Source organism: Paenibacillus sp. FSL K6-2393, from assembly GCF_038002545.1.
Lineage (GTDB): Bacteria > Bacillota > Bacilli > Paenibacillales > Paenibacillaceae > Paenibacillus.
Genome location: NZ_JBBOCU010000001.1, coordinates 4,851,149 through 4,874,833, shown reverse-complemented (window position 1 = coordinate 4,874,833; position 23,685 = coordinate 4,851,149). Strand labels below are relative to the sequence as shown.

Annotated in this window: 22 protein-coding genes; 17 read left to right on the top strand and 5 right to left on the bottom strand. The window is 47.1% G+C overall.

Going from position 1 to position 23,685, the window contains the following annotated elements:
- Positions 1 to 290: 290 nt before the first annotated feature.
- Positions 291 to 575 (top strand): hypothetical protein, encoded by a 285-nt coding sequence (locus tag MHI14_RS21450; RefSeq protein ID WP_085981456.1) that lies wholly within the window; start codon positions 291 to 293, stop codon positions 573 to 575.
- Positions 576 to 785: 210 nt separating this feature from the next.
- Positions 786 to 2,120, top strand: coding sequence for a DRTGG domain-containing protein (locus MHI14_RS21445; RefSeq protein ID WP_036609860.1), 1,335 nt, complete (start codon positions 786 to 788; stop codon positions 2,118 to 2,120).
- 144 nt (positions 2,121 to 2,264) lie between these two features.
- Here the strand turns inward: MHI14_RS21445 and MHI14_RS21440 are convergent, their stop codons facing one another.
- The 3 genes from MHI14_RS21440 to MHI14_RS21430 all read right to left on the bottom strand — a co-directional run bounded on the left by MHI14_RS21440 (position 2,265) and on the right by MHI14_RS21430 (position 3,539).
- Positions 2,265 to 2,606, bottom strand: coding sequence for a YtpI family protein (locus MHI14_RS21440; RefSeq protein ID WP_017689501.1), 342 nt, complete (start codon positions 2,604 to 2,606; stop codon positions 2,265 to 2,267).
- A gap of 93 nt (positions 2,607 to 2,699) precedes the next feature.
- Entirely contained in the window at positions 2,700 to 3,188 is a 489-nt protein-coding gene (locus tag MHI14_RS21435) for a hypothetical protein (RefSeq protein ID WP_341131165.1), read from the bottom strand.
- Between the two features lie 21 nt (positions 3,189 to 3,209).
- Complete coding sequence (locus MHI14_RS21430; protein WP_026081169.1) at positions 3,210 to 3,539, bottom strand: YtrH family sporulation protein; 330 nt, start codon at positions 3,537 to 3,539, stop codon at positions 3,210 to 3,212.
- A gap of 266 nt (positions 3,540 to 3,805) precedes the next feature.
- On the opposite strand from MHI14_RS21430, the gene MHI14_RS21425 reads away from it, so the two are divergent.
- The 9 genes from MHI14_RS21425 to MHI14_RS21385 all read left to right on the top strand — a co-directional run bounded on the left by MHI14_RS21425 (position 3,806) and on the right by MHI14_RS21385 (position 14,107).
- Positions 3,806 to 7,942 carry a DNA polymerase III subunit alpha gene (locus tag MHI14_RS21425; protein ID WP_341131164.1) on the top strand — a complete coding sequence of 1,379 codons (4,137 nt, stop codon included), beginning with the start codon at positions 3,806 to 3,808 and terminating at the stop codon, positions 7,940 to 7,942.
- 293 nt (positions 7,943 to 8,235) lie between these two features.
- On the top strand, positions 8,236 to 8,727 hold the full coding sequence (locus tag MHI14_RS21420; RefSeq protein ID WP_036609851.1) for a phosphatidylglycerophosphatase A family protein: 492 nt from the start codon (positions 8,236 to 8,238) through the stop codon (positions 8,725 to 8,727).
- Between the two features lie 283 nt (positions 8,728 to 9,010).
- On the top strand, positions 9,011 to 9,199 hold the full coding sequence (locus MHI14_RS21415) for a hypothetical protein (protein WP_017689496.1): 189 nt from the start codon (positions 9,011 to 9,013) through the stop codon (positions 9,197 to 9,199).
- An 87-nt stretch (positions 9,200 to 9,286) separates the two neighbouring features.
- Positions 9,287 to 9,541, top strand: a complete 255-nt coding sequence (locus MHI14_RS21410) for a hypothetical protein (RefSeq protein ID WP_036609848.1) — start codon at positions 9,287 to 9,289, stop codon at positions 9,539 to 9,541.
- 63 nt (positions 9,542 to 9,604) lie between these two features.
- On the top strand, positions 9,605 to 10,498 hold the full coding sequence (gene accD, locus MHI14_RS21405; RefSeq protein WP_036609844.1) for an acetyl-CoA carboxylase, carboxyltransferase subunit beta: 894 nt from the start codon (positions 9,605 to 9,607) through the stop codon (positions 10,496 to 10,498).
- A complete protein-coding gene (locus tag MHI14_RS21400; RefSeq protein ID WP_091032554.1) occupies positions 10,499 to 11,530 on the top strand; it encodes an acetyl-CoA carboxylase carboxyltransferase subunit alpha in 1,032 nt (343 codons plus the stop codon). It abuts the gene before it with no gap.
- A gap of 105 nt (positions 11,531 to 11,635) precedes the next feature.
- A complete protein-coding gene (gene pyk, locus MHI14_RS21395; RefSeq protein ID WP_017689492.1) occupies positions 11,636 to 13,063 on the top strand; it encodes a pyruvate kinase in 1,428 nt (475 codons plus the stop codon).
- A gap of 131 nt (positions 13,064 to 13,194) precedes the next feature.
- On the top strand, positions 13,195 to 13,701 hold the full coding sequence (locus tag MHI14_RS21390; RefSeq protein WP_249911213.1) for an acyl-CoA thioesterase: 507 nt from the start codon (positions 13,195 to 13,197) through the stop codon (positions 13,699 to 13,701).
- Between the two features lie 7 nt (positions 13,702 to 13,708).
- Positions 13,709 to 14,107: an FxsA family protein gene (locus MHI14_RS21385; protein WP_341131163.1), complete on the top strand. Its 399-nt coding sequence runs from the start codon at positions 13,709 to 13,711 to the stop codon at positions 14,105 to 14,107.
- Between the two features lie 102 nt (positions 14,108 to 14,209).
- Here MHI14_RS21385 and ytvI read toward each other — a convergent pair whose 3' ends face one another.
- Positions 14,210 to 15,328, bottom strand: a complete 1,119-nt coding sequence (gene ytvI, locus MHI14_RS21380) for a sporulation integral membrane protein YtvI (RefSeq protein WP_091032547.1) — start codon at positions 15,326 to 15,328, stop codon at positions 14,210 to 14,212.
- Between the two features lie 529 nt (positions 15,329 to 15,857).
- On the opposite strand from ytvI, the gene citZ reads away from it, so the two are divergent.
- From citZ to MHI14_RS21360, 4 genes are all read left to right on the top strand, one after another.
- Positions 15,858 to 16,970, top strand: a complete 1,113-nt coding sequence (gene citZ / locus MHI14_RS21375) for a citrate synthase (protein ID WP_091032543.1) — start codon at positions 15,858 to 15,860, stop codon at positions 16,968 to 16,970.
- Between the two features lie 147 nt (positions 16,971 to 17,117).
- Positions 17,118 to 18,410 carry an NADP-dependent isocitrate dehydrogenase gene (icd, locus tag MHI14_RS21370; protein ID WP_076330335.1) on the top strand — a complete coding sequence of 431 codons (1,293 nt, stop codon included), beginning with the start codon at positions 17,118 to 17,120 and terminating at the stop codon, positions 18,408 to 18,410.
- A 15-nt stretch (positions 18,411 to 18,425) separates the two neighbouring features.
- A complete protein-coding gene (gene mdh / locus MHI14_RS21365) occupies positions 18,426 to 19,367 on the top strand; it encodes a malate dehydrogenase (protein ID WP_249911212.1) in 942 nt (313 codons plus the stop codon).
- 135 nt (positions 19,368 to 19,502) lie between these two features.
- On the top strand, positions 19,503 to 19,928 hold the full coding sequence (locus tag MHI14_RS21360) for a hypothetical protein (protein ID WP_017689485.1): 426 nt from the start codon (positions 19,503 to 19,505) through the stop codon (positions 19,926 to 19,928).
- A 266-nt stretch (positions 19,929 to 20,194) separates the two neighbouring features.
- Here the strand turns inward: MHI14_RS21360 and MHI14_RS21355 are convergent, their stop codons facing one another.
- Positions 20,195 to 21,754: a histidine kinase N-terminal 7TM domain-containing diguanylate cyclase gene (locus MHI14_RS21355; protein ID WP_133384190.1), complete on the bottom strand. Its 1,560-nt coding sequence runs from the start codon at positions 21,752 to 21,754 to the stop codon at positions 20,195 to 20,197.
- 390 nt (positions 21,755 to 22,144) lie between these two features.
- On the opposite strand from MHI14_RS21355, the gene MHI14_RS21350 reads away from it, so the two are divergent.
- Together MHI14_RS21350 and MHI14_RS21345 are read left to right on the top strand one after the other, a co-directional pair.
- Complete coding sequence (locus MHI14_RS21350) at positions 22,145 to 23,014, top strand: SDR family oxidoreductase (RefSeq protein WP_249911210.1); 870 nt, start codon at positions 22,145 to 22,147, stop codon at positions 23,012 to 23,014.
- A gap of 293 nt (positions 23,015 to 23,307) precedes the next feature.
- Complete coding sequence (locus MHI14_RS21345) at positions 23,308 to 23,655, top strand: cupin domain-containing protein (RefSeq protein WP_091032535.1); 348 nt, start codon at positions 23,308 to 23,310, stop codon at positions 23,653 to 23,655.
- The last annotated feature ends 30 nt before the right edge of the window (positions 23,656 to 23,685 follow it).

Below are 23,685 nucleotides of genomic sequence, written 5' to 3'. Positions count from 1 at the left end.
TACGAAGGATGCCTAGCGGCATCATCAGCATCGAATATGAAATTCAGCCGAAATAAGTGTGGGCTTACGAAGGTTGTTTCCTGCGGAAACATTGCGGTTGCTCACGTAGTTGTCCTACGCTCCGCTACTCCATTTCTAGCTTCATTCCATCTTCTCGGTACTGAAAACTGATCTTTTTGAACACGTACTAAAAGGTTGTCTTGTTTTTTTACCTGAACCTTTCATATTGGCTCCTTATCGTTCATAGACTAGACATATAGAGTCGATCAAGAACGAAGGAGCTGTGAATGGTGAAGAGGTTGAAAAAAGCAAAACATGTGATCTATCTGCTTATTGCGTTGTCGATGCTGGTCATTGCACTGCCGCGGATTTCTTTTGCTGGAGGAATGGACTGGGTTAATATTTTTGGCATCGTATGGGTGCTGTTCTCCTTATTAATCGTTGGTGCACATCTGCATTTTATTCTCGGTGTGGATGAAGAGAAGAAGCGTGCACTGGAAGCCGTTCGCCGGGCGAAGCTGCGGCAGTGGGAGATGAAACTGCTGGACAAGCAGGAGCGGAGCGAGTCTGTATAAGGTACAGTATGAGATCCAACATGGAAGACCGGAATCCCTTGATACAAGGGGGCCGGTCTTTTTTGGTACATACAGAATTAGAGGTTAATCAGATGATTAAATTCAGATGGCGAACTTGCCTATGAGAATGGGTAGAGGTGGGGTTATTTTCCTAGAGCCGTGTTATAATAGATACAGTATAGTACAGATGCATCTTCGGGGGTGGTACAGTTGGACGGACAGGAAGAGAACGTCACGAAGCATGAACAGTTACTTCAACATATTGAACAACTGAAGGTTGGCAGCAAAATATCAGTACGTGGACTTGCGCGGGAGCTGGGTGTAAGTGAAGGGACAGCGTATCGTGCGGTGAAAGAGGCGGAGAACTTCGGGCTGGTCGTGACCAAGGAACGAATTGGAACGGTGCGGATCGAGAAGAGACCTCGGGGCATGTCGGAACAGTTGACCTTTGCTGATGTTGTGACCATTGTGGAAGGCCATGTGCTGGGGGGGAACGAAGGTCTCGCCAAACCGCTGCACAAGTATGTGATTGGTGCGATGAAAGAACAGGCAATGGCCCGTTATATTGACGCTGGGAGTCTGCTGATTGTAGGTAACCGTGAAGATGCTCACTCGCTTGCCCTCGAACAGGGAGCGGGCGTGTTGATTACGGGTGGTTTTGGGACAAGCCGAGAAGTAAGAATTATGGCTGACGAGCTTGGGCTACCGATTATTTCATCCAGACATGATACATTCACGGTGGCTTCAATGATTAACCGTGCGATCTTCGACCGGCTGATTAAGAAAAAAATTATGCTTGTTGAGGATATCATTGGTCAGAAACCTCGCTTGCAGGTGCTGAAGGTGACCAGTTCAGCCGCAGATTTTCATATGTTGGTTTCGGAGACAGGTGAACATCGCTTCCCGGTGGTGGATGAATGGAACCGGGTCATCGGGATTGTGAGTCTGAAGGATGTCAGTGAGCTGAAAGAAGATCAAAGTATTGAGAAATGTGTGATACGCCGCCCGATTACGGCCTCATTGCAGACATCTCTTGCTTCTGCTGCCCAGATTATGACTTGGGAAGGCATCGATTTTCTACCAATCGTGGATCGGAATCGCAAACTGATTGCGTCCGTCACACGCAAGGAAGTGCTTCAGGCGATGCGGGATGCACAGAAGCAGCCACAACTGGGAGAGACGTTTGATCATCTGATCTGGAACGGGTTTGCCGAGGAGCGCGGTGAACAGAACGAATTGTTATTTCACGGATTCATCATTCCTCAGATGGCAACGGATCTGGGTACGATCTCCGAAGGTGTTCTGTTGAATGTGATGACACAGGCTGGCCGGCGGGCAGCGTGGGATGTTACAGGGAACGACCATGTGGTGGATAATGTAACGACGTATTTTGTTCGACCGGTGCAGATTGAGGATCAGATCCTGGTTCGACCGTTAATTCTGGAAACCAGCCGTCGAACGTGCAAAATGGACATTGTGGTTACCCGTGAAGGCAGTGTGGTATGCAAAGCGGTAATGACATTGCAGTCGATTGACCATGCCTAATAGGGTACGTTGCCTCGGGCATAAACAAAGAGAGTACTCCCTGATCGAGAAGCTCTGCCGGGTTGCGCTGTCGCGCGGTTCTGGCTTTGCTTAATGAAGGGAAGTACTCTCTTTTTGCAGACACAACAATAACACTTCAACGAATTATGCAGATTGTCCAGAGGTTTTACCTGATCCATTACTGGACCGTTGTTGAAGCCGCGCATAATAACTGCGGTTACGTATTCCGGCAAATACATTATACGCACCCATAATCAGAAATAGCGCTTCCACAATCACAGATAAAGTGGAACCCGTGAATACAAACATCAGGATCAGGGCAAGAACAACAAGCATGCCACCCATCCAGATATTTGTCCACGAACGGTACAGACCGGCGCTGGCAGCATCCGAGCTTCTGTGTGAACGAATACTGTTCAACGCTGCAAAAACCATGGCAACAGCAAAGATGGCGATTAGAGCATATTTGAGTACATCAATGAACACAAAGACGCAGCTCCTTTTCTGGAAAGCATTTACTGCCCTTATTGTACCATGCAGAGATGCAGACAAGGGCAGTTTTTTGCTATTATCCTTGTGTTACGCAGGAACGTGCATGCGAATCTGTACCCAAACTTGCAGTACGCCTTCCATAACCAGCATCGTTTTGACCTGAACGGTGTACTCCTTTTCCCTGACCGAGTACACTTTCTGATTCAGCATAATTCGCGTCATTTTGCTATACTCGTCGATGTTGAATACATCTCTGCCACGAAGTACCTCGAGTTCGTCTCCGAGCTTCTGTAACATCACTTTCAGAGAAGCCTCGTCTGGCCCCTTATCCGATTCTTCTGCACGGACCTTGATTTCCTTGATAACGGTTTGGCGTTTACTGTATTTTTTCAGCGTTTTGATATCCTCCTCATTCTGATGCAGCTGAAGCTGCAGCTCCTGATTGTTCAGCCACAACGCATTGTAACTCAGGTGAAATACGCCGTTGTAGACGACACATCCAGCGATCATTCCCAGAACAAACACAGCGGTCATTCGCATCAGCGGGCGGTAACGGGCAAATGGCGGAATTCTCATGAACGCTGTTCCTGTCTCATATTAGCTCCGGCCTCCGCCGCACACCCATTTCACCAGCTCGGTTCCCATATGCGCGCCCATAAAAGCAGAGATCAAATACAGGATTTGTTTGACCGCCGGAGACAGGTTACCATCCAGGAAATTGCTCTCGATGACACGCATGGGATCTATTGTGCCGCCAACAGCGGCTGCGAGTGCCCATATCTTTATTTTCCCAGAAATATCGAGCATCGTCTGTGTCGGAGGCTGAAGAGAGATCACGGCTCCAATACCTCCGATCATCGCGCCGCCCAGCACGATTCCAAACGCAATAAAGAAATCAAGAATGGCTTTGGACAAAAATGTGCTCACTGGCAACACCCCTTTCAGACCTAGCAGCACACCTCCTGTCTTCGGTCTGTCACAGGGGGAGCGGCTTGTACTTCTATTGTATGGGCGTGCCCCCGAACGTTATGATAAAATAGAATAATAAAGTCTCCTTTTAAGAGGTTGTTACAAATTCTAATATGGGGATTCCATTTATTATTTATTTAATTCATATATATGAGATAGATAGGGTAGCAGACGGATCAGAAGATCGATGCTGCGACTATCTGCGGCGAAAGGAAGAAAAAAACATGAGTTCTTTTGTGCATTTGCACGTTCACAGCGAATACAGTTTGCTGGACGGCGCTGCGCGTATTCCGGATCTCGTGAATAAGGCTGCAGATCTCGGAATGACGACACTTGCGCTGACCGACCATGGCGTGATGTATGGTGCAATTCCTTTTTATAAAGCATGTATGGAGAGAGGCATCAAGCCGATTATAGGGTGCGAGGCATACATGACAGCAGGGTCCCGCAAAGAGCGGGGAAGCCGCAAGGATCAACCGATTCATCATTTGATTTTGCTGGCCAAAAATATGACGGGTTACCGTAATCTGATGAAATTGTGCTCGATTGGACATCTCGAGGGTTTTCATTACAAACCCCGTGTAGATATGGAAAGTCTGGCTGCCCATCATGAGGGCATTATCTGTCTAAGCGCGTGTCTGGGTGGTGAAGTACCACAGCATCTGCTGCATGGGCGAGAAGAAGAGGCAAGACGTGCGGCGTTACGCTACAAAAATATCTTTGGTGACGACTTCTATCTGGAACTTCAGGATCATGGACTTTCCGAGCAAAAAAGGGTGAATCCGCAGTTGATCAAACTGGCTGCTGAGCTTGAGATTCCGCTTGTAGCGACCAATGATGCGCATTATCTGTCTGAAGAGGATGCTGAGCTTCAGGATGTGCTGATCTGTATCGGAACGGGCAAGACCGTGGATGATGAGAATCGGCTTCGGATTGGAACCAATCAGCTCTATCTGAAAAGTGAAGAAGAGATGGCTCGTCTGTTTCCTCATGTACCGGAAGCTCTGGCAAACACCGTCCGCATTGCAGAGTCCTGTGAATTGAAGCTGGAATTCGGCAAATCGATTTTGCCGGAATACAGACCGCTTCCTGATGGACTCAGCCCTTCGGCGTATCTGCGTCAGCTGTGCGAAGAAGGAATGGAGGATCGTTATGCGCAGTCCACACGTTGGACAGATGCGGAGCTTCGATCCGAACTCGAACAACGATTGGCGTATGAGCTGGGTATAATCGACAGCATGGGATTCTCGGATTATTTCCTGATTGTCTGGGATTTTATCGCCTATGCGCATAAGCAAGGCATTGTTACTGGACCAGGCCGTGGCTCCTCGGCAGGAAGTTTGGTAGCATACACGTTGCACATCACCGATGTGGATCCGATGAAATACAACCTGCTCTTCGAACGATTCCTGAATCCCGAGCGGATCTCCATGCCGGATATTGATATTGACTTCAGCGATGAACGGCGGGATGAGGTCATTGATTATGTCGCTCATAAATATGGCAAAGCCCATGTCGCCCAGATTATTACGTTTGGAACGATGGCTGCCCGTGCAGCTGTACGTGATGTTGGGCGGGCCCTGAATGTGCCTTATGGTGAAGTGGACAAGGCTGCCAAGCTGATTCCGGCGCAGCTTGGCATTAACATCGAGCGGGCCATGGAAGCTACACCTGAACTGAAGGCGCTGTATGAAACCAAGCCCAAGACGCGTGAACTGCTGGATATGGCGATGAAGGTCGAAGGTATGCCACGCCATGCTTCGACGCATGCAGCGGGAGTGGTTATCTCCCGTGACCCGCTGACCGATGCGGTGCCCCTTCAGGAGGGCAGTGAAGGGACAGCGTTAACCCAGTATTCCATGGAAAACCTGGAGTCGATCGGGTTGCTTAAGATGGACTTTCTTGGTTTACGTACCCTCTCAATCATTGAGCGGTGTGTACGCTGGATTGGGGAACATGGAGAAATTCCGGATTTCCGCCTTATCCCCGATGATGATCCGTTAACGTACGAGATGCTTGGGCGAGGGGACACGATGGGCATATTCCAACTGGAATCTGCCGGGGTACGCCGTGTGCTGAAAGAGATGAAGCCAAGTAGTTTTGAAGATGTAATCTCTGTACTTGCCTTGTACCGTCCGGGTCCGATGGAGTTCATATCCAAATACATTCAGGGTAAGCATGGACAGATTGAAGTGGATTACCCCCATGTGGATCTGGAGCCTATCCTGAAAGATACGTACGGTATCATCGTGTATCAGGAACAGATCATGCAGATTGCTTCCCGGATGGCGGGTTTCTCGTTGGGTGAGGCAGATTTGCTCCGCAGAGCGGTCTCCAAGAAGAAACGGGAAGTGCTGTATCTGGAGCGTGGACACTTTGTACAAGGCAGCCTGAAACAAGGGTATAGCGAAGAAGAGGCAGACCTGGTCTACGATATGATCGTCAAGTTTGCCAACTATGGCTTCCCGCGTGCTCATGCCGCGGCATATGGTGTGCTTGCGTTCCAGACGGCGTATCTGAAGGCGCATTATCCGGTTCATTTTATGGCATCCATGTTAACAGCCGTAATGGGCAGTCATCGGAAAGTGGCAGAGTACGTGGTGGAATGTCGACGTATGGACATGGAGGTGCTTCCGCCGGATGTGAATGAGAGCGGTATTTTGTTTACACCTGTATTTGTGCCGTCCGGCCGCGCAGGAGCTGGGGATCAGAGCAATGTATCGCAGCAGAATGCGGGAGCAGATGCAGAGAGTAACCCTGGAAGCTCGGCTGAAGAACATGCCGCGAACGGTAATGAGAGCTCCCTCAGGGAAGATCGCGTTCATGAGCATGATGGGCATTCGGGACAAGCAGAATATGGTGAAGCACCTCTGCCGGATGATCCCGGTCCTGGACCGGAAGAGGACAGTGGCGGATATGAGTGGCAGGCAACCACATCGATGCCTGAGGCATCCGACCATCGGAAGGAACCGGGATTGGTGACGGCTGCTTCAATGGAAAATGGTAAGGACCAAGGACAAGAGACGTCTTCTTCGCGTGCGGAGCAAGGGGAACTCTCTTCTGCGGAGAAGAACGTTGCAGAGTCTAATGATAATCCGAATGAGGAAAAATTAACGGGTGCAATACGATTTGGTCTGGCCGCTGTGAAAAATGTTGGTACCCAAGCAATGGAAAGCATTATGATCGTAAGGCAGGAGAGACCGTTCGACAGTCTGCTCGATTTTTGTCGTCGTGTGGATCTGCGTGTATGCAACAAACGTGTGATTGAATCGCTGATTCAGGCCGGAGCTTTTGATACATTACCTGGGCACCGGGCCCAATTGCTGGCGATGCTGGATGAAACTGTTGAGGCGGCGTTGAAATGGCGCAAGGAACGCGAGGATCTGCAGATTCAATTATTCGACTTTGTTGAGACGCCAAACTGGGAGATTGAATATCCGGAAATTCCTCCTTATTCCTCAGGGCAGCAACTGGAGCTGGAGCGTGAGTTGTTAGGCTTGTATCTCTCCGGGCATCCGCTGGATGACTATGAAGATGTGTTGGAATCGAGTGGGGCTGACCGGATCATGGAGCTGACCGAGGCGGCAGACGACACGATGACAGTCGCCGCGGGTATGGTTGTGTCCGTGAAGTCGATCACGACGAAACAGGGCAAGGCTATGGCGTTCATGGAGCTGGAAGACCAGATTGAACGCTGTGAAGTCGTTCTCTTTCCCGAGGTATGGCGGCGTAGCCAGCAACATGTCGGGAAAGGTGAACTGCTCGTCGTGCGTGCCAAAGTGCAGCAGCAGGACGAAGGGTTTAAGCTGCTGGCTGAGGAAGTGGTGCCGTTGTCACCGGCAGCACTGGAGCAGCAGCTGCGCAGCCGTGACCGGCGCGGCAAGCCCGGCAGCGGCAGCTCTTCGCGCCCGGCGCAGTCGGCTTCGCCGCGGCGGCCAGCGGGCGCAGGAGCCGAAGCGCATCGCAGCAGCGCAGGCGGGGATGCTTCCGCTGTGCGTAGCAGCGGGAGCCAAGGCTCGGCAGCGACGCGCAACGATGCGGCGGGTACGGGCGCAGCCACGGCGGCTTCCCGGCCTGGCGGTGCCGCTGAGGCGGCAGGCAGCCCGGAGCAGAGCCGCGAACCGCGGGCTGTGGAGCAGCGGGTGTTCGTGAAGATTGCCCCGCATGCGGAGAAGCCTGAGCTTCTGGCACGTCTGAAGCAGCTGCTTCAGGAACATCCCGGACCTGTGGCGACAGTGCTCTTCTATGAGCAGCAGCAGAAGCTGCTTGCGCTGAGTGATGCCTACCGGATTAAGCCATCACCAACCTTGTTCTCCGAGATGGAGAAAATGCTGGGTGAAGGCACAGTCAAAATTAAATAAGAGGCTGTCCCGTAAGTGATAGCACTTATCCATAATATGAAACCTGTTTGGCTCAATGCTGAACAGGTTTTTTTGTGATTGTTTTAGCACGGTTCCCCTGACGAAATAATTTAAACAAACGAATTGCAGAACCACTACAGTTCAGCGCTGAATGTACAATCCTATATCAGTCCAAGGTGTTACTGGTCTCAACCATCCGCACATTTTATGAACATTTTAACAGGTTGCTGCATACACTTGAGAACACCGAAGGACCTCGCGGTCCTCGGGGGATTGATGCGGGAGGTCGAGATATGTCATATGAAATCGTAGAAGCCATGCTGGCCCGGCGGGGTGTACGGATTGATGCAATCGCAGCAATTGTATACCGTCTGCAAAAAGGGTACCACCCCGAACTGACCTTGGACGACTGTGTAACCAGCGTGAAATCCGTTCTGCAGAAACGAGAGGTGCAATATACGCTCTATACCGGTATTGCTCTCGACGAACTTGCGGAGAAAAAACTCTTGCCCCAACCGTTACAGGCTATTATGGAAGCGGATGAATCCCTGTATGGAGTGGACGAGACTCTGGCCCTCGGCATTACTCATGTGTATGGTATGATCGGTTTAACCAGCTTTGGTTATCTGGATAAAGAAAAAATAGGTGTAATTCATGATTTGAACGAACACACAACAGCCATTCATGTCTTTTTGGATGATCTGGTCGCAGGGGTGGCGGCTGCCGCATCTGCCCGGATTGCACACAAAAATATTAAAGCCAAAAAATACCCCTCAGACCTGTAACCCCCTGTATTTCCATGCTTATATGCTGTTGTCACTCCAATGGCTCATATGAAGTCATCAAGGGCGGCCGAGGCTGCCCTGATAAGCTTGCGGCTGCTTATGGAAGAGGTAAGAACAAGAAGATTTCGTCAACCATATGAGTTATTCGTGGGGGACTAATGTCCCTCATGATCCCAAATTCTCCCCAAAGGTCCCGAACCCTTTCTTGCAGAAAAAAAGTGAGGTATGTTATCATTAGTCCAATATACGGGCTCTGAACATTAGCTTAGGGGGCGGACAAGGCATGTGGACGGTGATTTACATTGCACCGACAGCAAAGGTTGCGGACAAGATTAAGACCAAGCTTTCGGAAGAAGGTTTTCTGGTACAGACCCGTCCCATCAGTTTATCCAAGCAGCAATTTGAGATTCGCGTCCCTTCTGGGGAATTGGAAGAGGTCCAGGAAGTGCTGAATTCCATTCTGCATTCCTGATTCGTTCGACATCAACGTGCCTTGGCAGATGAAGAAGTACCATCGGTACATAAGGGACTAATCGCGTAAGCGGAGAGAGGAATCGACTTGCATGTATTGTATGCTGCTGTCCTTCCTTCTTTTTTTGTTAGGACAAGGACCGACCTGGTTGCTCCCGGAGACCCTACCAAGATAGATTCAAACATCGGCGCAACAATCTTTCGGTTTTTGCAGGTAACATCAATCGTGCTGACAGAAGCCGGTGATCCTTGCCCTGTACCGGCGGATTTTTTTGTTGTGAATGCTGGACAAGGCCCATGGCAGCGTGTGGGTCGTAAGCGGTTTACCGTAACACGCGGATGAAGCTGCCACAAGCAGCGCTCTGCAGGTTGCGGCCATCAAATCAACGGCTGGAGAGGTGTAGTTGTGTTCAAAGATATATTCCAGAAGAAACGGAAGTACGCTACCATACCTTCCGAGCGTGCACTTCCCGGCGAAGGCCAGGAAGTCCTAGAACGCCCAAAACGTGAAATACCTGAAGGGCTTATGAACAAGTGCAGCAAATGCGGCACCATTCAATATAGCAAGGAATTGGAGAAAAATCTGAAAGTATGTCCTGCCTGCGGTTACCATATGCGTCTTAACGCTATGGAGCGCATTGCTATGGTACTTGATGATCAAGGATTTGTTGAGTTTGATGCTGATATGATATCGGTTGATCCACTTGGCTTTCCTGGATATAGCAACAAATTGGAGCAACAACGTCTGAAATCGGGTCTGAAGGAAGCGGTAATTACAGGGGAAGGAACCATTGATGGCCTGCCTGTAGTTGTGGCTGTCATGAGCTTTGATTTCTTCACAGGCAGCATGGGTTCTGTTGTAGGGGAGAAAATTACCCGTGCCATTGAGCATGCCACAGAGAAACGGTTGCCATTGATTATTTTCTCAACATCAGGTGGTGCCCGGATGCAAGAGAGTATTCTCAGCCTCATGCAAATGGCCAAAACAAGCGCAGCTTTATCCCGTTTGGATGAACAGGGCGGGCTGTACATTTCGGTCATTACGGACCCAACGACAGGTGGAGTCTCGGCAAGTTTTGCGAGCTTGGGCGATATTAATATTGCCGAACCTGGCGCTGTATTTGGTTTTGCCGGCAGAATTGTTATCGAACAGACGATCCGTCAGAAGTTACCTGATGATTTCCAGACGGCTGAATTTAATATGCAACATGGTCAGTTGGACATGGTTGTGCACCGGAAAGAACTTCGGGCCACTCTTGGCAAGCTTTTGGATATGCATAGTGAAAAAGGAGGGGTCTAAATGGCGGGTGAGTTGCCATATGAAGCGCCTCTGGTTGAGATGCGCAAAAAGATTGATGAACTCGTACAGTTTGGACAGGAAAAAGGCATCGACTTTACGGACGAGATTGCCCGCCTGGAAGAACGTTACCATAGACTTGAAGAAGAGATCTACACTGGCATAACAGCAGCTCAGAAGATGCATCTGGCCCGTCATCAGCAGCGCCCAACGGCGCTGGACCTGATTCAGCTGATATTTACAGACTTCATTGAGCTGCACGGTGATCGCATGTTCGGAGACGATCTTGCGGTTGTTGGCGGACTTGCTAAGTTGAATGGAAAGACAGTAACGGTAATCGGGCAACAGCGGGGGAAAGATACGAAGGATAATATCGCCCGCTTTTTCGGCAGCGCTCATCCAGAAGGTTTCCGAAAAGGACTGCGTCTGATGAAACAAGCGAACAAATTTGGCCGTCCTATTATTACGTTTATTGATACTAAAGGGGCGTATCCGGGTAATACTGCAGAAGAGAGAGGTCAATCGGAAGCGATTGCTCGCAACTTGATGGAAATGGCGAAGCTATCGGTTCCTGTTATTGTTGTGGTCATCGGCGAAGGTGGAAGCGGCGGTGCCCTCGCTATGGCTGTGGGTAATCGTGTGTTGATGCTGGAGCATGCGATCTATTCTGCAATCTCTCCGAACGGCGCTGCTTCGATTCTCTGGAAGGATGCATCCAAGGCAGATCAGGCGGCTGAAGCAATGAAAATAACAGCCAAAGACTTGCTCGAGATGGAAGTCATTGAAGAGATTGTCCCTGAACCACGCGGCGGTGCTCATCGGGATTATGAAGCGTCTGCTGCTTTCATCAGTGAAGCCTTGGTCCGTCATCTGGACGATATGAAGGGTTGGAGCGGGGATCAGCTGAAACAGGATCGTTATGAGAAATTCCGTAAAATTGGATCGGTCACGTTTGAACCTCAAGCATCAATTGAAGCCCCTCAAGAGCTTGTAGAAGTCGATGTTGCGAGTAATTTGTCGGGAAATGCTGAATAATGTGACGAATTTCCTATACAAATGAGCAAAAGTATAGTAAATTTAATAGTTGGAAAAAGAAAAATAGATAAAGAGTAATACCTTTAAAATCGGAGGAAACCCAAAATGCGTAAAACGAAAATTGTATGTACCATTGGTCCATCCAGTGAATCTCTGGAGAATACCAAAAAATTGATTATGGCCGGTATGAATGTGGCCCGTCTGAACTTCTCCCACGGTGATTTCGATGAGCACGGCGGACGGATCATTGCGATTCGCCAAGCATGCGAAGAGTTAAACAAAACAGTAGCGATCCTGCTGGACACCAAAGGACCGGAAATTCGGACAGGTAAACTCGAAGTTGAACCGATCGAATTGGTTCAAGACGAGTACATCACTTTGACAACAGAAGAAATTCTGGGCACCAAAGAACGTCTTTCCATTACGTATACAGATCTTCCGAATGATGTTGAACCGGGATCTACAATTCTGATCGACGACGGTCTGATCGGACTGACTGTGGTGGAAGTGCAAGGCACCGAGATCAAATGCCGTATCGTTAACGGCGGATCGATCAAAAGCAAAAAAGGTGTTAACGTTCCGGGCGTTGCCATTTCTCTGCCGGGTATCACCGAAAAAGACGCTAACGATATCGTATTTGGTATCGAACAAGGTGTCGATTTCATCGCGGCTTCTTTTGTACGTAAAGCAAGTGACGTACTTGAGATTCGTGAATTGCTTGAAAAACACAATGCTGGACATATCCAAATCATCTCCAAAATCGAAAACCAACAAGGTGTCGATAACCTCGACGAAATCCTTGAAGTGTCTGACGGCCTGATGGTTGCTCGTGGAGACCTGGGTGTTGAGATTCCTGCGGAAGAAGTACCATTGGTACAAAAACGCATGATCCAAAAATGTAACGTTGCAGGTAAACCGGTTATCACAGCTACACAAATGCTGGATTCCATGCAACGTAACCCGCGTCCAACACGTGCGGAAGCAAGTGACGTGGCGAATGCGATCTTCGACGGTACGGACGCAATCATGTTGTCCGGTGAGACAGCTGCGGGTAAATACCCAGTTGAATCTGTTCTGACTATGTCCCGTATTGCTGAAAAAGCAGAATCGGCTCTGCCTTACCAAGAGTTGTACCTGAAACAACGTGTTGCTCAACAAACAACAGTTACAGAAGCAATCAGCCAATCGGTTGCTCTCCAAGCTCAAGATTTGAACGCAAAAGCGATCATTACTTCGACTGAATCAGGACATACTGCACGCATGATTTCCAAGTATCGTCCAGAATCTCCAATCATCGCTGTGACTACGGAAGATAGAACTTCCCGTCGTTTGGCTCTGGCTTGGGGTGTAACTCCTGTCAAAGGAAGACTGGTTGATTCCACGGATGCTTTGTTCGAAAATGCAATTGAAGGCGGCGTAAAATCCGGACTTGTTAAAGAAGGAGACCTGGTTGTGATCACAGCAGGTGTACCTTTGGGTCGTTCCGGTTCTACCAACCTGATTAAAGTAAGCCAAATTCCAAACAACGCTTAATAGCGTCTTGGATGGAGAAGCAACAGGAAAGAAGCAATGGGGCGTTCTTGTCCCGTTGCTTTTTTTCCATCTTATTGACACTTTACAACCATGTAACACGTATGAATGATAGAACGAAGGAGGCCGATAACGTGCGAGAACAGAGCAATGGTAACTGGTATGCGGCACGTCTTCGTGTACGCTATCAAGAAAGTGACCAGATGGGCGTGGTCTACCACGCGAACTATTTGAATTGGTTTGAAATCGGTCGAACCGAGATGATTCGCCAAATGGGGTATACATATCGTAAAATGGAGGAACAGGGGTTACTGCTTCCCGTAACCGGACTGGATGTGAAGTATCACAAGCCTGCCCGATATGATGATGAAATTATCATTTTCACCCGTATTGCTGCATTTAGTGGTCTGCGACTGAACTATGAGTATGACGTAAGACGCATGTCTGAAGAACCTGATGAGCATATGGCGATTGGAGAACGGGTATGGTCAGCTGATGAATCACTCCCCGGTGAACGGCTAGTTACAGGTTCTACCCAGCATGTATGGGTGAATGGGGACTGGAAGCCAGTTCGGCTGGATAAGGCAGCCTCTGAGCTATACAGCGCGCTTGAAAAGGTGTGGCTTTCGGGAAAGGGGTAATACGTCAATGCGAAAATGGATGTGGGCTTTACTCTTAATCATTCCGGTGATTGAATTATTTGGTTTTATTCTGATGAGTGACTGGATCGGAGCCGGAAAGACATTGCTTCTCATGATTCTCACGTCCTTGATTGGTATAGCAATGTTGCAGTTTGAAGGGCGAAAAGTACTTGTGGACGCCAGAACCGAGATGGAGCGTGGCAAGGTACCTGGAAGAAAAATGGTCGATGGTCTTTTTATTTTTGTCGGTGGTTTCCTGCTTTTGATTCCAGGTTTTGTAACGGATCTGATTGGGTTTACACTGGTATTTCCATTAACACGTCCGGTTTACCGTCTGTTCTTCCTGGGGTGGCTGGAGAAAAAAATGAAAAGTGGTAAAATTACGTTTTATCGCCGTCCGAAATGAAACACCAGTTGTTATGCATAATGGAAAAGGCTCCGCTCAGCAGATAATTTCTGTTGAACGAAGCCTTTTTCTATTTTTCCTGGGTGCTCATAAGATGATGCCTCATCGGACACGTCCGTTGATGATATACGTTCTAAGGTCGCGTAATACGTTAGCCCGATTGAACGCATCGAGAATCACGAGACTGACAGGGCCAATAATCAAGCCCAGAACACCGAACAACTTCAAACCCACAAACATGCCAACCAGCGTGGCAAGTGGGTCGAGCCCTACACTACTTGCAAGTACCTTCGGTTCAATAATCTGACGGGCGATCAATAAGATCAGATAGATAATACTAATGCCAATACCCAGATACAGATCCCCATTCATAAAGAGGTATGCTGCCCAAGGCACCATGACAAGGCCAACACCCAGATAAGGAAGCAGATCGACCAAACCAATCATCAGAGCGATGGTGAAGGCTGAATTGACTTGCAATATAAGCAGTCCAATCATGACGAATAGTGCTGTAATCGAGATCATGATCAATTGTGCTCTTACATACCCAAACAAAGCCTTTTTTAGGTCAGTCCATATGTCTGATATTGGCTTGCGAATGGAAGAAGGCACCCAGCCCGATACGGTAATGCCATGCCGGGTCCAGCTTTTGCTAATGAAGAATGTAGACAACAACACAACGATTAATACCGCGCCCATGTTAGGCAGGGAAGTCAGCAGACTCAGAATCATGTTGAAAAATCCGGTGACCAGATCGGTCACGGCTGTACCTACTGTTTCGGTAGTTTTACTAATATTGCTGTTAATAGTTTCCTGGTAGTTGGGATTTTCTTTGTAAAATTCATTGATCTGCGCAGTCAAACTTTGAATGGTGTCATTCTGGGTCCAGCGCACAAACGTGTCCTTAATCTCATCAACATGAAGATCAAAGCTTGTCGTAAGTGAAATGACTTCTTTCACCATGCGGGTAATCGCCGCAGACAACACCACTGCAATGGCTCCAAAATAAAGGATCAATGAAAGAGTCACAGCCAGCCAGCGCGGGAATCGTGCTCGATGCTGAAGCAGTTTCACTAATGGATTCATGGCATAAGCGATAATCCAGGCAATCGCAAAAGGGTACAAAAGCGGGAACAGCAAGTATATGGCAACGGCGATCAGAACGGCCGCAATGATAACCCATAAGCCGCGGAGCAGGCGTTTCATTATAATTCTATCCAAGCATCAACTCTCCTTATTTCAATTAAGCCGACCTATGTATATCTGTGAAGCAGTATTAGAAATAGATGGCTATCTTAATTAATATAGAGCATTTACAAGGTTTTGAAACGCCGGGATGTTACCAGATCTTGTTCAGAAGCGGACTTTTGAACAAGATCTACGGGGATTCTTTCTTTTGCCTAGAGTATGCCTTAGTATTACAGAATATAGCAATAGAAAGTTCTTCATACGACAGGATTGGTTAAAAAACATTAAATGTCAACCTTGTTTTTGTAAAGGCTTTCAAAAATGCTTTATCGGACCGATAAAGAAGTTTGATGTGCGAATGAACTCTCATCATGTTCACATAAACGACAAAATCCAGTATGATGTTATAAGTAAATACCGATTGACAGATAGGAAAACCGTAGTTTGAAATATTTGTTAATTTTAAAATGAAAATGTTTACAAAAAGAGAATAGGTGCATTTTGGCACTTATATGACACTCTGGAATGGTTCCTGATTTCGCTTATTAAAGGAGAGATGTATATGACAGCTACCAAAGGTCTGGAAGGCATCGTTGCAACAACCTCTTCGATCAGTTCTATTGTAGACGGTGTGCTCACATACCGTGGTTACGATATCGACGATTTGGCTGAACATGCTAGCTTTGAAGAAGTTGCCTATTTGTTGTGGTTTGGTAAATTGCCGACAACAGATGAACTGAAATCCCTTCGTAAAAGCCTGAGCGATTACGCGCCGATTCCGAGCGAGTTGATTGCACAAATCCAATTGTATCCGAAAAACGTCAGTACCATGGCAGCACTTCGTTCCGCGATCTCTGCACTTGCACTGTACGACGAGCAAGCGGATGAGATGACAACGGAAGCGAATGAGAACAAAGCCGTTAAGTTGCAAGCACAGTTGCCAACGATTGTGGCAGCCATCGCCCGTATCCGTCAGGGCAAAGAACCTGTGGCTCCAAAAGAAGGCGCTTCCATCGCAGAGAACTTTTTATATATGATGACTGGTGAAGAACCATCCGAGACCGCAGTAAAAGCATTGGACCAAGCGCTTGTCCTGCATGCGGATCACGAGTTAAACGCTTCGACATTTGCAGCCCGTGTAACGGTTGCTACGCTGTCGGATATCTATTCCGGTGTAACTTCCGCCATTGGCGCACTGAAGGGGCCACTGCATGGCGGTGCTAATGAAGCCGTTATGAAAATGTTGAATGAGATTGGCACGCCTGATCGTCTGGAAGCGGCTATTCAGGAAAAACTGAACAACCGTGAAAAGATCATGGGCTTTGGACATCGCGTATACAAAAACGGTGATCCACGCGCCAAACATTTACAGAAGATGTCCAAGGAACTTGGCGAGATGAACAATGATACGCGCTTGTATGAGATGTCTGTGAAGATCGAGGAACTGGTAACAGGACAAAAAGGACTGAAGCCTAACGTAGACTTCTATTCTGCTTCTGTATATACCCAACTGGAGATCGAACAGGAATTGTTTACTCCGATCTTTGCCATCAGCCGGGTGTCTGGATGGACTGCGCATATTCTGGAACAACTTGCGGACAATCGCATCATTCGTCCACGTGCGGAGTACACTGGCCCTACAGAACAGAAATACGTTTCTATTGAACTTCGCTAATAGCCGCAAAAACAGTATAATAATATAGACGAGGTGAAGGGTTGGAAAGCAGAGGCGTTACTGGCTTAAGCTCTCAGGACCCTTCTCTCAACAAGACTAGTGGTATGATGAATACTGCATATACGAAACCTAGGAGGAATTTTAACTATGAAATTAGAAAAATTTGCTCACCCAACTGAAGGCGAAAAAATCCAAATTGATAACGGTACACTTCAAGTACCTAGTAATCCAATCATTCCATTTATCGAAGGTGACGGTACAGGCCGTGATATCTGGAAAGCTTCCAAACGTGTATTGGATGCAGCTGTTGAAAAAGCTTATGATGGCAACAAAAAAATCGCATGGTATGAAGTGTTTGCTGGACAAAAAGCATTCGATACATACGGTGAGTGGTTGCCGAATGATACACTGGAAGCCATTCGTGAGTATATCGTAGCGATCAAAGGACCATTGACTACGCCAATCGGTGGCGGTATTCGTTCCCTGAACGTAGCCCTGCGTCAAGAGCTTGACCTTTACACATGCTTGCGTCCTGTTCGTTATTTCGACGGTGTACCTTCTCCGGTTAAACGTCCTGAGCTGGTAGACATGGTCATTTTCCGTGAGAATACGGAAGATATCTATGCAGGAATCGAGTATGCTGAAGGTTCTGAAGAAGTGAAAAAAGTGATCCAGTTCCTGCAACAGGAGATGGGTGCTAACAAAATCCGTTTCCCTGAGACTTCCGGTATTGGTATCAAACCAGTTTCTTCCGAAGGTTCGAAACGTTTGGTACGTGCAGCAATTCAATACGCAATTGATCACAATCGTAAGAGTGTTACATTGGTACACAAAGGTAATATCATGAAATTTACCGAAGGTGCCTTCAAAAACTGGGGATACGAAGTGGCTGAAGAAGAGTTCGCTGACAAAGTATTCACTTGGGCACAATATGACATCATCAAAGATAACGAAGGTACAGATGCAGCGAATGCAGCACAAAAAGCCGCTGAAGATGCTGGTAAAATCATCGTAAAAGATGCGATTGCCGATATCGCTTTGCAACAAGTATTGACTCGTCCAGGCGAATTTGATGTTATCGCAACATTGAACCTGAACGGTGACTATCTGTCCGATGCACTTGCAGCGCAAGTTGGCGGAATTGGTATCGCTCCTGGAGCGAACATCAACTACGTAACAGGACATGCTATCTTCGAAGCAACTCACGGTACTGCACCTAAATACGCGGACAAAGATGTCGTGAACCCTGGTTCCGTTATTCTGTCCGGAGTAATGTTGCTTGAGCACTTGGGATGGCAAGAAGCAGCTAACCTGATCTACAAAGGTATGGAAACATCCATTAACAATAAAACAGTAACGTATGACTTTGCACGTCTGATGGACGGCGCTACTGAAGTGAAATGTTCTGAATTCGCGGATCAAATCATTAAAAACCTGTAAGGGGAGATGTGAATCTTGACTATTCAGCGCAAAAAAATCACAGTAGTCGGCGCCGGTTTTACCGGTGCTACGACCGCATTAATGCTTGCCCAAAAAGAGCTCGGGGATGTTGTGCTGGTTGATATTCCTCAACTGGAGAACCCGACGAAGGGGAAAGCACTCGATATGATGGAAGCAAGTCCTGTTCAAGGATTTGACAGTCATATCGTCGGTACTTCCAACTACGAAGATACTGCAGGTTCTGAGATTGTAATCATCACCGCTGGTATCGCCCGTAAACCCGGGATGAGCCGCGACGATCTGGTCAATACGAATGCGGGTATTGTGAAGTCCGTTTGTGAAAATGTGAAAAAATATTGCCCTGATTCCATCGTCATTATTCTAAGCAACCCGGTGGATGCGATGACTTATGCTGCTTATCAGACCCTTGGTTTTCCTAAAAACCGTGTTATCGGACAGTCAGGTGTTCTGGATACAGCACGTTATTGTACCTTCATTGCGCAAGAGTTGAACGTATCTGTTGAAGATGTTCGTGGATTCGTTCTTGGCGGCCACGGAGACGATATGGTACCCCTCGTTCGTTATTCGAGCGTGGGAGGTATTCCGATCGATACGCTGATTCCGGCAGACCGGATCGATTCCATCGTGCAGCGCACACGTGTAGGTGGTGGTGAGATTGTGAATTTGCTGGGTAATGGCAGTGCCTATTATGCACCAGCAGCTTCACTTGTTCAGATGACCGAAGCGATTTTGAAGGACAAGAAACGTATCATTCCAGTGATCGCTTATCTTGAAGGTGAATATGGCTATAATGATCTGTTCCTCGGTGTACCAACCATTTTGGGTGGTAACGGCATTGAGAAAATATTCGAACTTGACCTGACTGCAGAAGAAAAAGCAGGATTGGATAAATCTGCTGATTCGGTTCGCAACGTCATTTCGGTAGTAAACTTGTAAGTTTGAAAACTTTTTGAACAGAAGCTAAAAGAAAACCTCCGGTAAACCCGGAGGTTTTCTTTTCTTTGGATAAGTTCCCCAGTATAATGGGATGTGATGTATAGCACACCGAAAATGTTGAGGAGGATGAAAATTTTGACAATGATTATGTATTTGCTCCATATTGTTGGAGCACTGGCGATGGGATTCTATTTGATTCTGCCATTTGTGGTCGGTAAAATCCGTACCTTGAATGCTGCAGCACAAGAGGGGGCCTTTGCATCGCTTCGTTCTTTGAATAAAGTCGCGCAGTATGGACTTGTAATCCAACTTCTTACTGGTGGTTACCTGATGACCAAAGGTGAGTATTCTCATGTCTGGATGGCTGTCGTTGTTGTTCTGCTCTTGGCTATTGCGGCTATTGGAGGAATTATGGGTAAACCGCTCCGACTCGCTGCAGAAGGTGTGAAAAACAAGCGTGATGTGGGTCCTGAGCAAAGCAAGATCCGTATGTTCAGTACACTTCTGGCTGTATTCTTGCTAATCATGGTGTACCTGATGGTGAATAATCAGGTGATCTAAGTGCGTTGTGGACGGTTAATCCACCGTACAAAGATGTATTGTTAGTCGTTGGTTAAGCGTTTGCAGACGGAATTAGGACAAGCCGGATGATATGTAAGATGGTGTTTCGTTGAAACAAATGAAAATAGACAGCCTCATTGGCTGTCTATTTTTTGTTATTACCAAGATGATGAAATTAGCAGTCCTCGGTTTATTTGAACTGGAACTAGAGTGATCACTATCATACATAACAGCATGCATACTCCATCAGACACGGTCTACATTGGTTAGGTTGTACTCACAGTATACGCATGAACTGCATTTCGACCATTACGCTTGGATTCGTACAAGGCAGTATCAGCGTCGCGTAACAAGGACTCCAGCGAATCGGAACCTCCATTGTACTGGGCAATACCAAAGCTTGAGGTCAGCGTAATAGGCACTCCCTTAACATCCAGGGGATCATTCAACAAGGCAACTCTCAGTTGTTCGGCAAGTTTCTCGGCTTCTTGAAGCGAGGTATTCGGAAGAGCGATGACAAACTCTTCTCCTCCATAACGGGCAAATAACATCTCAGGGCTTAAATATCGATTACAAACGGAGACCACATGAATGATGGCCTGATCGCCAACATCATGCCCGTACGTATCGTTGATGCGTTTAAAGTGATCAATATCAAATAAAATAAATGAAACAGGTTGCGGATTAAGCTGAGCTTCACTCAAAATCTCCCGTCCTCTATGCAAAAATTGAGTGCGATTATAGATTTTGGTCAGACCATCGAAATAAGCCAGTTGTTTCAGCTGTTCTTGCAAGAAGCGTTGTTCCGTTATATCGATTAACATAATTAGACTGCCCACAGTCTGTGCATCCTTGTTATACACGTAAGATGTCCTGACCTGATAACAAACGGTCTCTCCATTTAACTGCCAGTATAGATCGGTTTGCAATCCTTCCCTGCCGTATTCAACGGGAAACGTCTTTCCAGCAAGATTAAGCCAGATATCATCCAAGGGTTGGCCAATCATGGTTGTATTAAGCTCTGGCAACATGTCACGCAGAGATCTGTTGTAATCGACCAGTCGATTGAAACTATCCAGTACAATAACACCTTCACGCATGCTCTCGAAAATACTGTCTTTGGCGATGGGGACGATGGTCAGTAGACGAGAGGATAGGATGGCCCAGATATACATGGCAGATGTGATACACATGAGTACGGGTACGGGGTCCATTCCGCCAGGAGTCAAACCAAGCAAGTACAGAAAAGCGGCGACCATAGGAATAATCTGTGAAGTAATCAGAGTAAGTAATTGACGACGATACATCTTCTTGGTGTGTCTCCATTGTCCAATTAGAATGAGACAGGCACATAACAGACAGGAGAAGGTGAATGCACCGTGCACAACATACCATTGACCCACTGCGATATCCATCAGAGGAACGGGACTATCTTCTCTCAGCCATACTTTTTTATAAAAAAGATGATGAAAGTCATTGGTTGCAACCATACATAGTGTAATGGAAGGGATTACAAACAATGCGGCAGTTACCTTTTTGGATAACGTTTTTCCTGTGTACTTTATCATCAACATGAGGCCAAGAGAAGCGGAGAAGGGCATGCCTATATACTCCACGGTGGTCCAAAACTTCATCTGCTCCAACGTGTTGCTGGCCAGCTCAATTGCATAACCAAAAGTGTATATGGAGAGTGCTGCTGTGTAGAGAATGAATATTCTGGAACTGGGGATCTCGGATCTTCTGAAATAGGTATATAAACACAAAAAGACATTCAGCACGGCTGAAGTGGCTACGAGTGTTATATATGAATTAATATGCGATTCCATTGTCAGGTCTCCATGTTAGGTTAGGATGATTAAACCAGTAAAAAATGAAAGTTAAAGCACATCAGTATACTGTACATTGTACATCAGCCCAAGCAGCATAGGAATACACTTTGTATCATGAAACAGTCTAATTTCGAATAAATTTCGAATTTTGGCTAAACACATATTGAAGCAAATCGATTGTTTGATGTCCGAAGATCGTGGTAAATAACGATTAGAGACAGCGCGCTGAGGCTTGAGTTGCTGTTGATCGCAGAAGAATAATCTGGACTGTTACTGCCATCCTACAGAATGAGACTTTTTTCAGAGAACGAAAGACAAGGAAGTGTGCAGTTATGTCCATGTCTTCTGTAATCCAAATATGTTCACATTTTGAGAGGAGAATGTTAGATGTCAACTACACCACAAAATCAAAAAACAATGCCGGCACAGCACCAGGATCAACGCCCCGGAATCGAATCAGAGATGCATCCCAGACCGGAATTTGAGAAGCCTGAATACAAGGCAGCAGGTAAACTGACGGGTAAGGTGGCGCTTATTACAGGGGGGGACAGCGGAATTGGACGTGCTGTTGCTGTTACGTATGCCAAGGAAGGCGCGGATGTCGCCATTGTATACCTGAGCGAGCACGAAGATGCCAAAGAAACGAAGCGTCAGGTCGAACAGGAAGGACGCAAGTGCATCTTGATTGCAGGTGACATTGGTGATGATGCCTTTGCGAAGAGATCGGTTCAGCAGACAGTAGATGAACTGGGCAAACTGGACATTGTCGTGAATAACGCAGCAGAACAGCATCCACAGCAGAATCTGGAGGATATTACGCCAGAACAGCTGGAGCGTACATTCCGCACCAATATCTTTGGCATGTTCTATGTGACGCAGGCAGCCCTGCCACATCTGAAGAAGGGCAGTACGATTATTAATACAACCTCCATCACAGCCTATCGCGGCAGCCCGACCCTGCTTGACTATTCATCTACCAAAGGAGCAATCACTTCGTTCACTCGTTCGCTATCGATGAATGTGATTGAGAAGGGAATTCGTGTTAATGCCGTTGCACCAGGGCCGATCTGGACACCACTCATTCCATCTACATTTGATGAGAAAAAAGTAAGTGAGTTCGGCGCAACACAGCCAATGAAGCGGCCAGGACAACCGGATGAACTGGCTCCCGCCTATGTATATCTAGCTTCAGATGATTCTTCGTATGTAAGCGGACAGGTGATACATGTGAATGGCGGCGAAGTGGTGAACGGATAATACGTTAAGAACATTTAGACTCAGGATAAGATTGATTATATAAAGAGGCGTATCGCTTTCAGCATGGCTGAGCGGTGCGTCTTTTTTATATCAGGTGAATATGTATGTCAAAGATGCGGTTTAGCACCTGTTTACAAAAGTCGGCATCTCTGTTGATACAACTATGATATTTTATTATTAGCCTTGTCTGACTGCAGTTGAATAGCGTATTGCACAGTATTGACTAAAAGATTGGGAGTCCCCTAATCTGTGATATGATAGATCGAGCAATTATACTCGGAGGGACAAGTCATATGAAAATGAGCAAACAGAATGCAGCACATTATATATGGGGTGCACAGTGCGACGGTTGGCATCTCGTTCAAAATGAAACACTGAGCATTATTCATGAACGCATGCCCGCAGGAACGGCTGAAATACGACATTATCATTCGGTAAGCCGTCAGTTTTTTTTCATCCTCAGCGGTGAAGCATGTATGGAACTTAATGGAGAAACGTTTGTGCTGGAAACCCATGAAGGAATAGAAATTGCACCCGGAATGCCGCATCAGATGATGAATCGGAGCAACGAAGAAGTGGAGTTTCTTGTAATTTCCAATCCGGGTACCCGTGGGGACCGAATTGAACTGGATTCAATGTAGAGCAATTCATTAGATATTATTCTGATCATA

Bases quoted from the DNA above. Each gene is read 5' to 3' on its own strand.
- MHI14_RS21435 (WP_341131165.1), bottom strand. From the start codon at position 3,188: ATGAGAATTCCGCCATTTGCCCGTTACCGCCCGCTGATGCGAATGACC.
- MHI14_RS21425 (WP_341131164.1), top strand. From the start codon at position 3,806: ATGAGTTCTTTTGTGCATTTGCACGTTCACAGCGAATACAGTTTGCTG.
- MHI14_RS21420 (WP_036609851.1), top strand. From the start codon at position 8,236: ATGTCATATGAAATCGTAGAAGCCATGCTGGCCCGGCGGGGTGTACGG.
- MHI14_RS21415 (WP_017689496.1), top strand. From the start codon at position 9,011: ATGTGGACGGTGATTTACATTGCACCGACAGCAAAGGTTGCGGACAAG.
- MHI14_RS21400 (WP_091032554.1), top strand. From the start codon at position 10,499: ATGGCGGGTGAGTTGCCATATGAAGCGCCTCTGGTTGAGATGCGCAAA.
- pyk (WP_017689492.1), top strand. From the start codon at position 11,636: ATGCGTAAAACGAAAATTGTATGTACCATTGGTCCATCCAGTGAATCT.
- MHI14_RS21385 (WP_341131163.1), top strand. From the start codon at position 13,709: ATGCGAAAATGGATGTGGGCTTTACTCTTAATCATTCCGGTGATTGAA.
- citZ (WP_091032543.1), top strand. From the start codon at position 15,858: ATGACAGCTACCAAAGGTCTGGAAGGCATCGTTGCAACAACCTCTTCG.
- icd (WP_076330335.1), top strand. From the start codon at position 17,118: ATGAAATTAGAAAAATTTGCTCACCCAACTGAAGGCGAAAAAATCCAA.
- MHI14_RS21355 (WP_133384190.1), bottom strand. From the start codon at position 21,754: ATGGAATCGCATATTAATTCATATATAACACTCGTAGCCACTTCAGCC.
- MHI14_RS21350 (WP_249911210.1), top strand. From the start codon at position 22,145: ATGTCAACTACACCACAAAATCAAAAAACAATGCCGGCACAGCACCAG.
- MHI14_RS21345 (WP_091032535.1), top strand. From the start codon at position 23,308: ATGAAAATGAGCAAACAGAATGCAGCACATTATATATGGGGTGCACAG.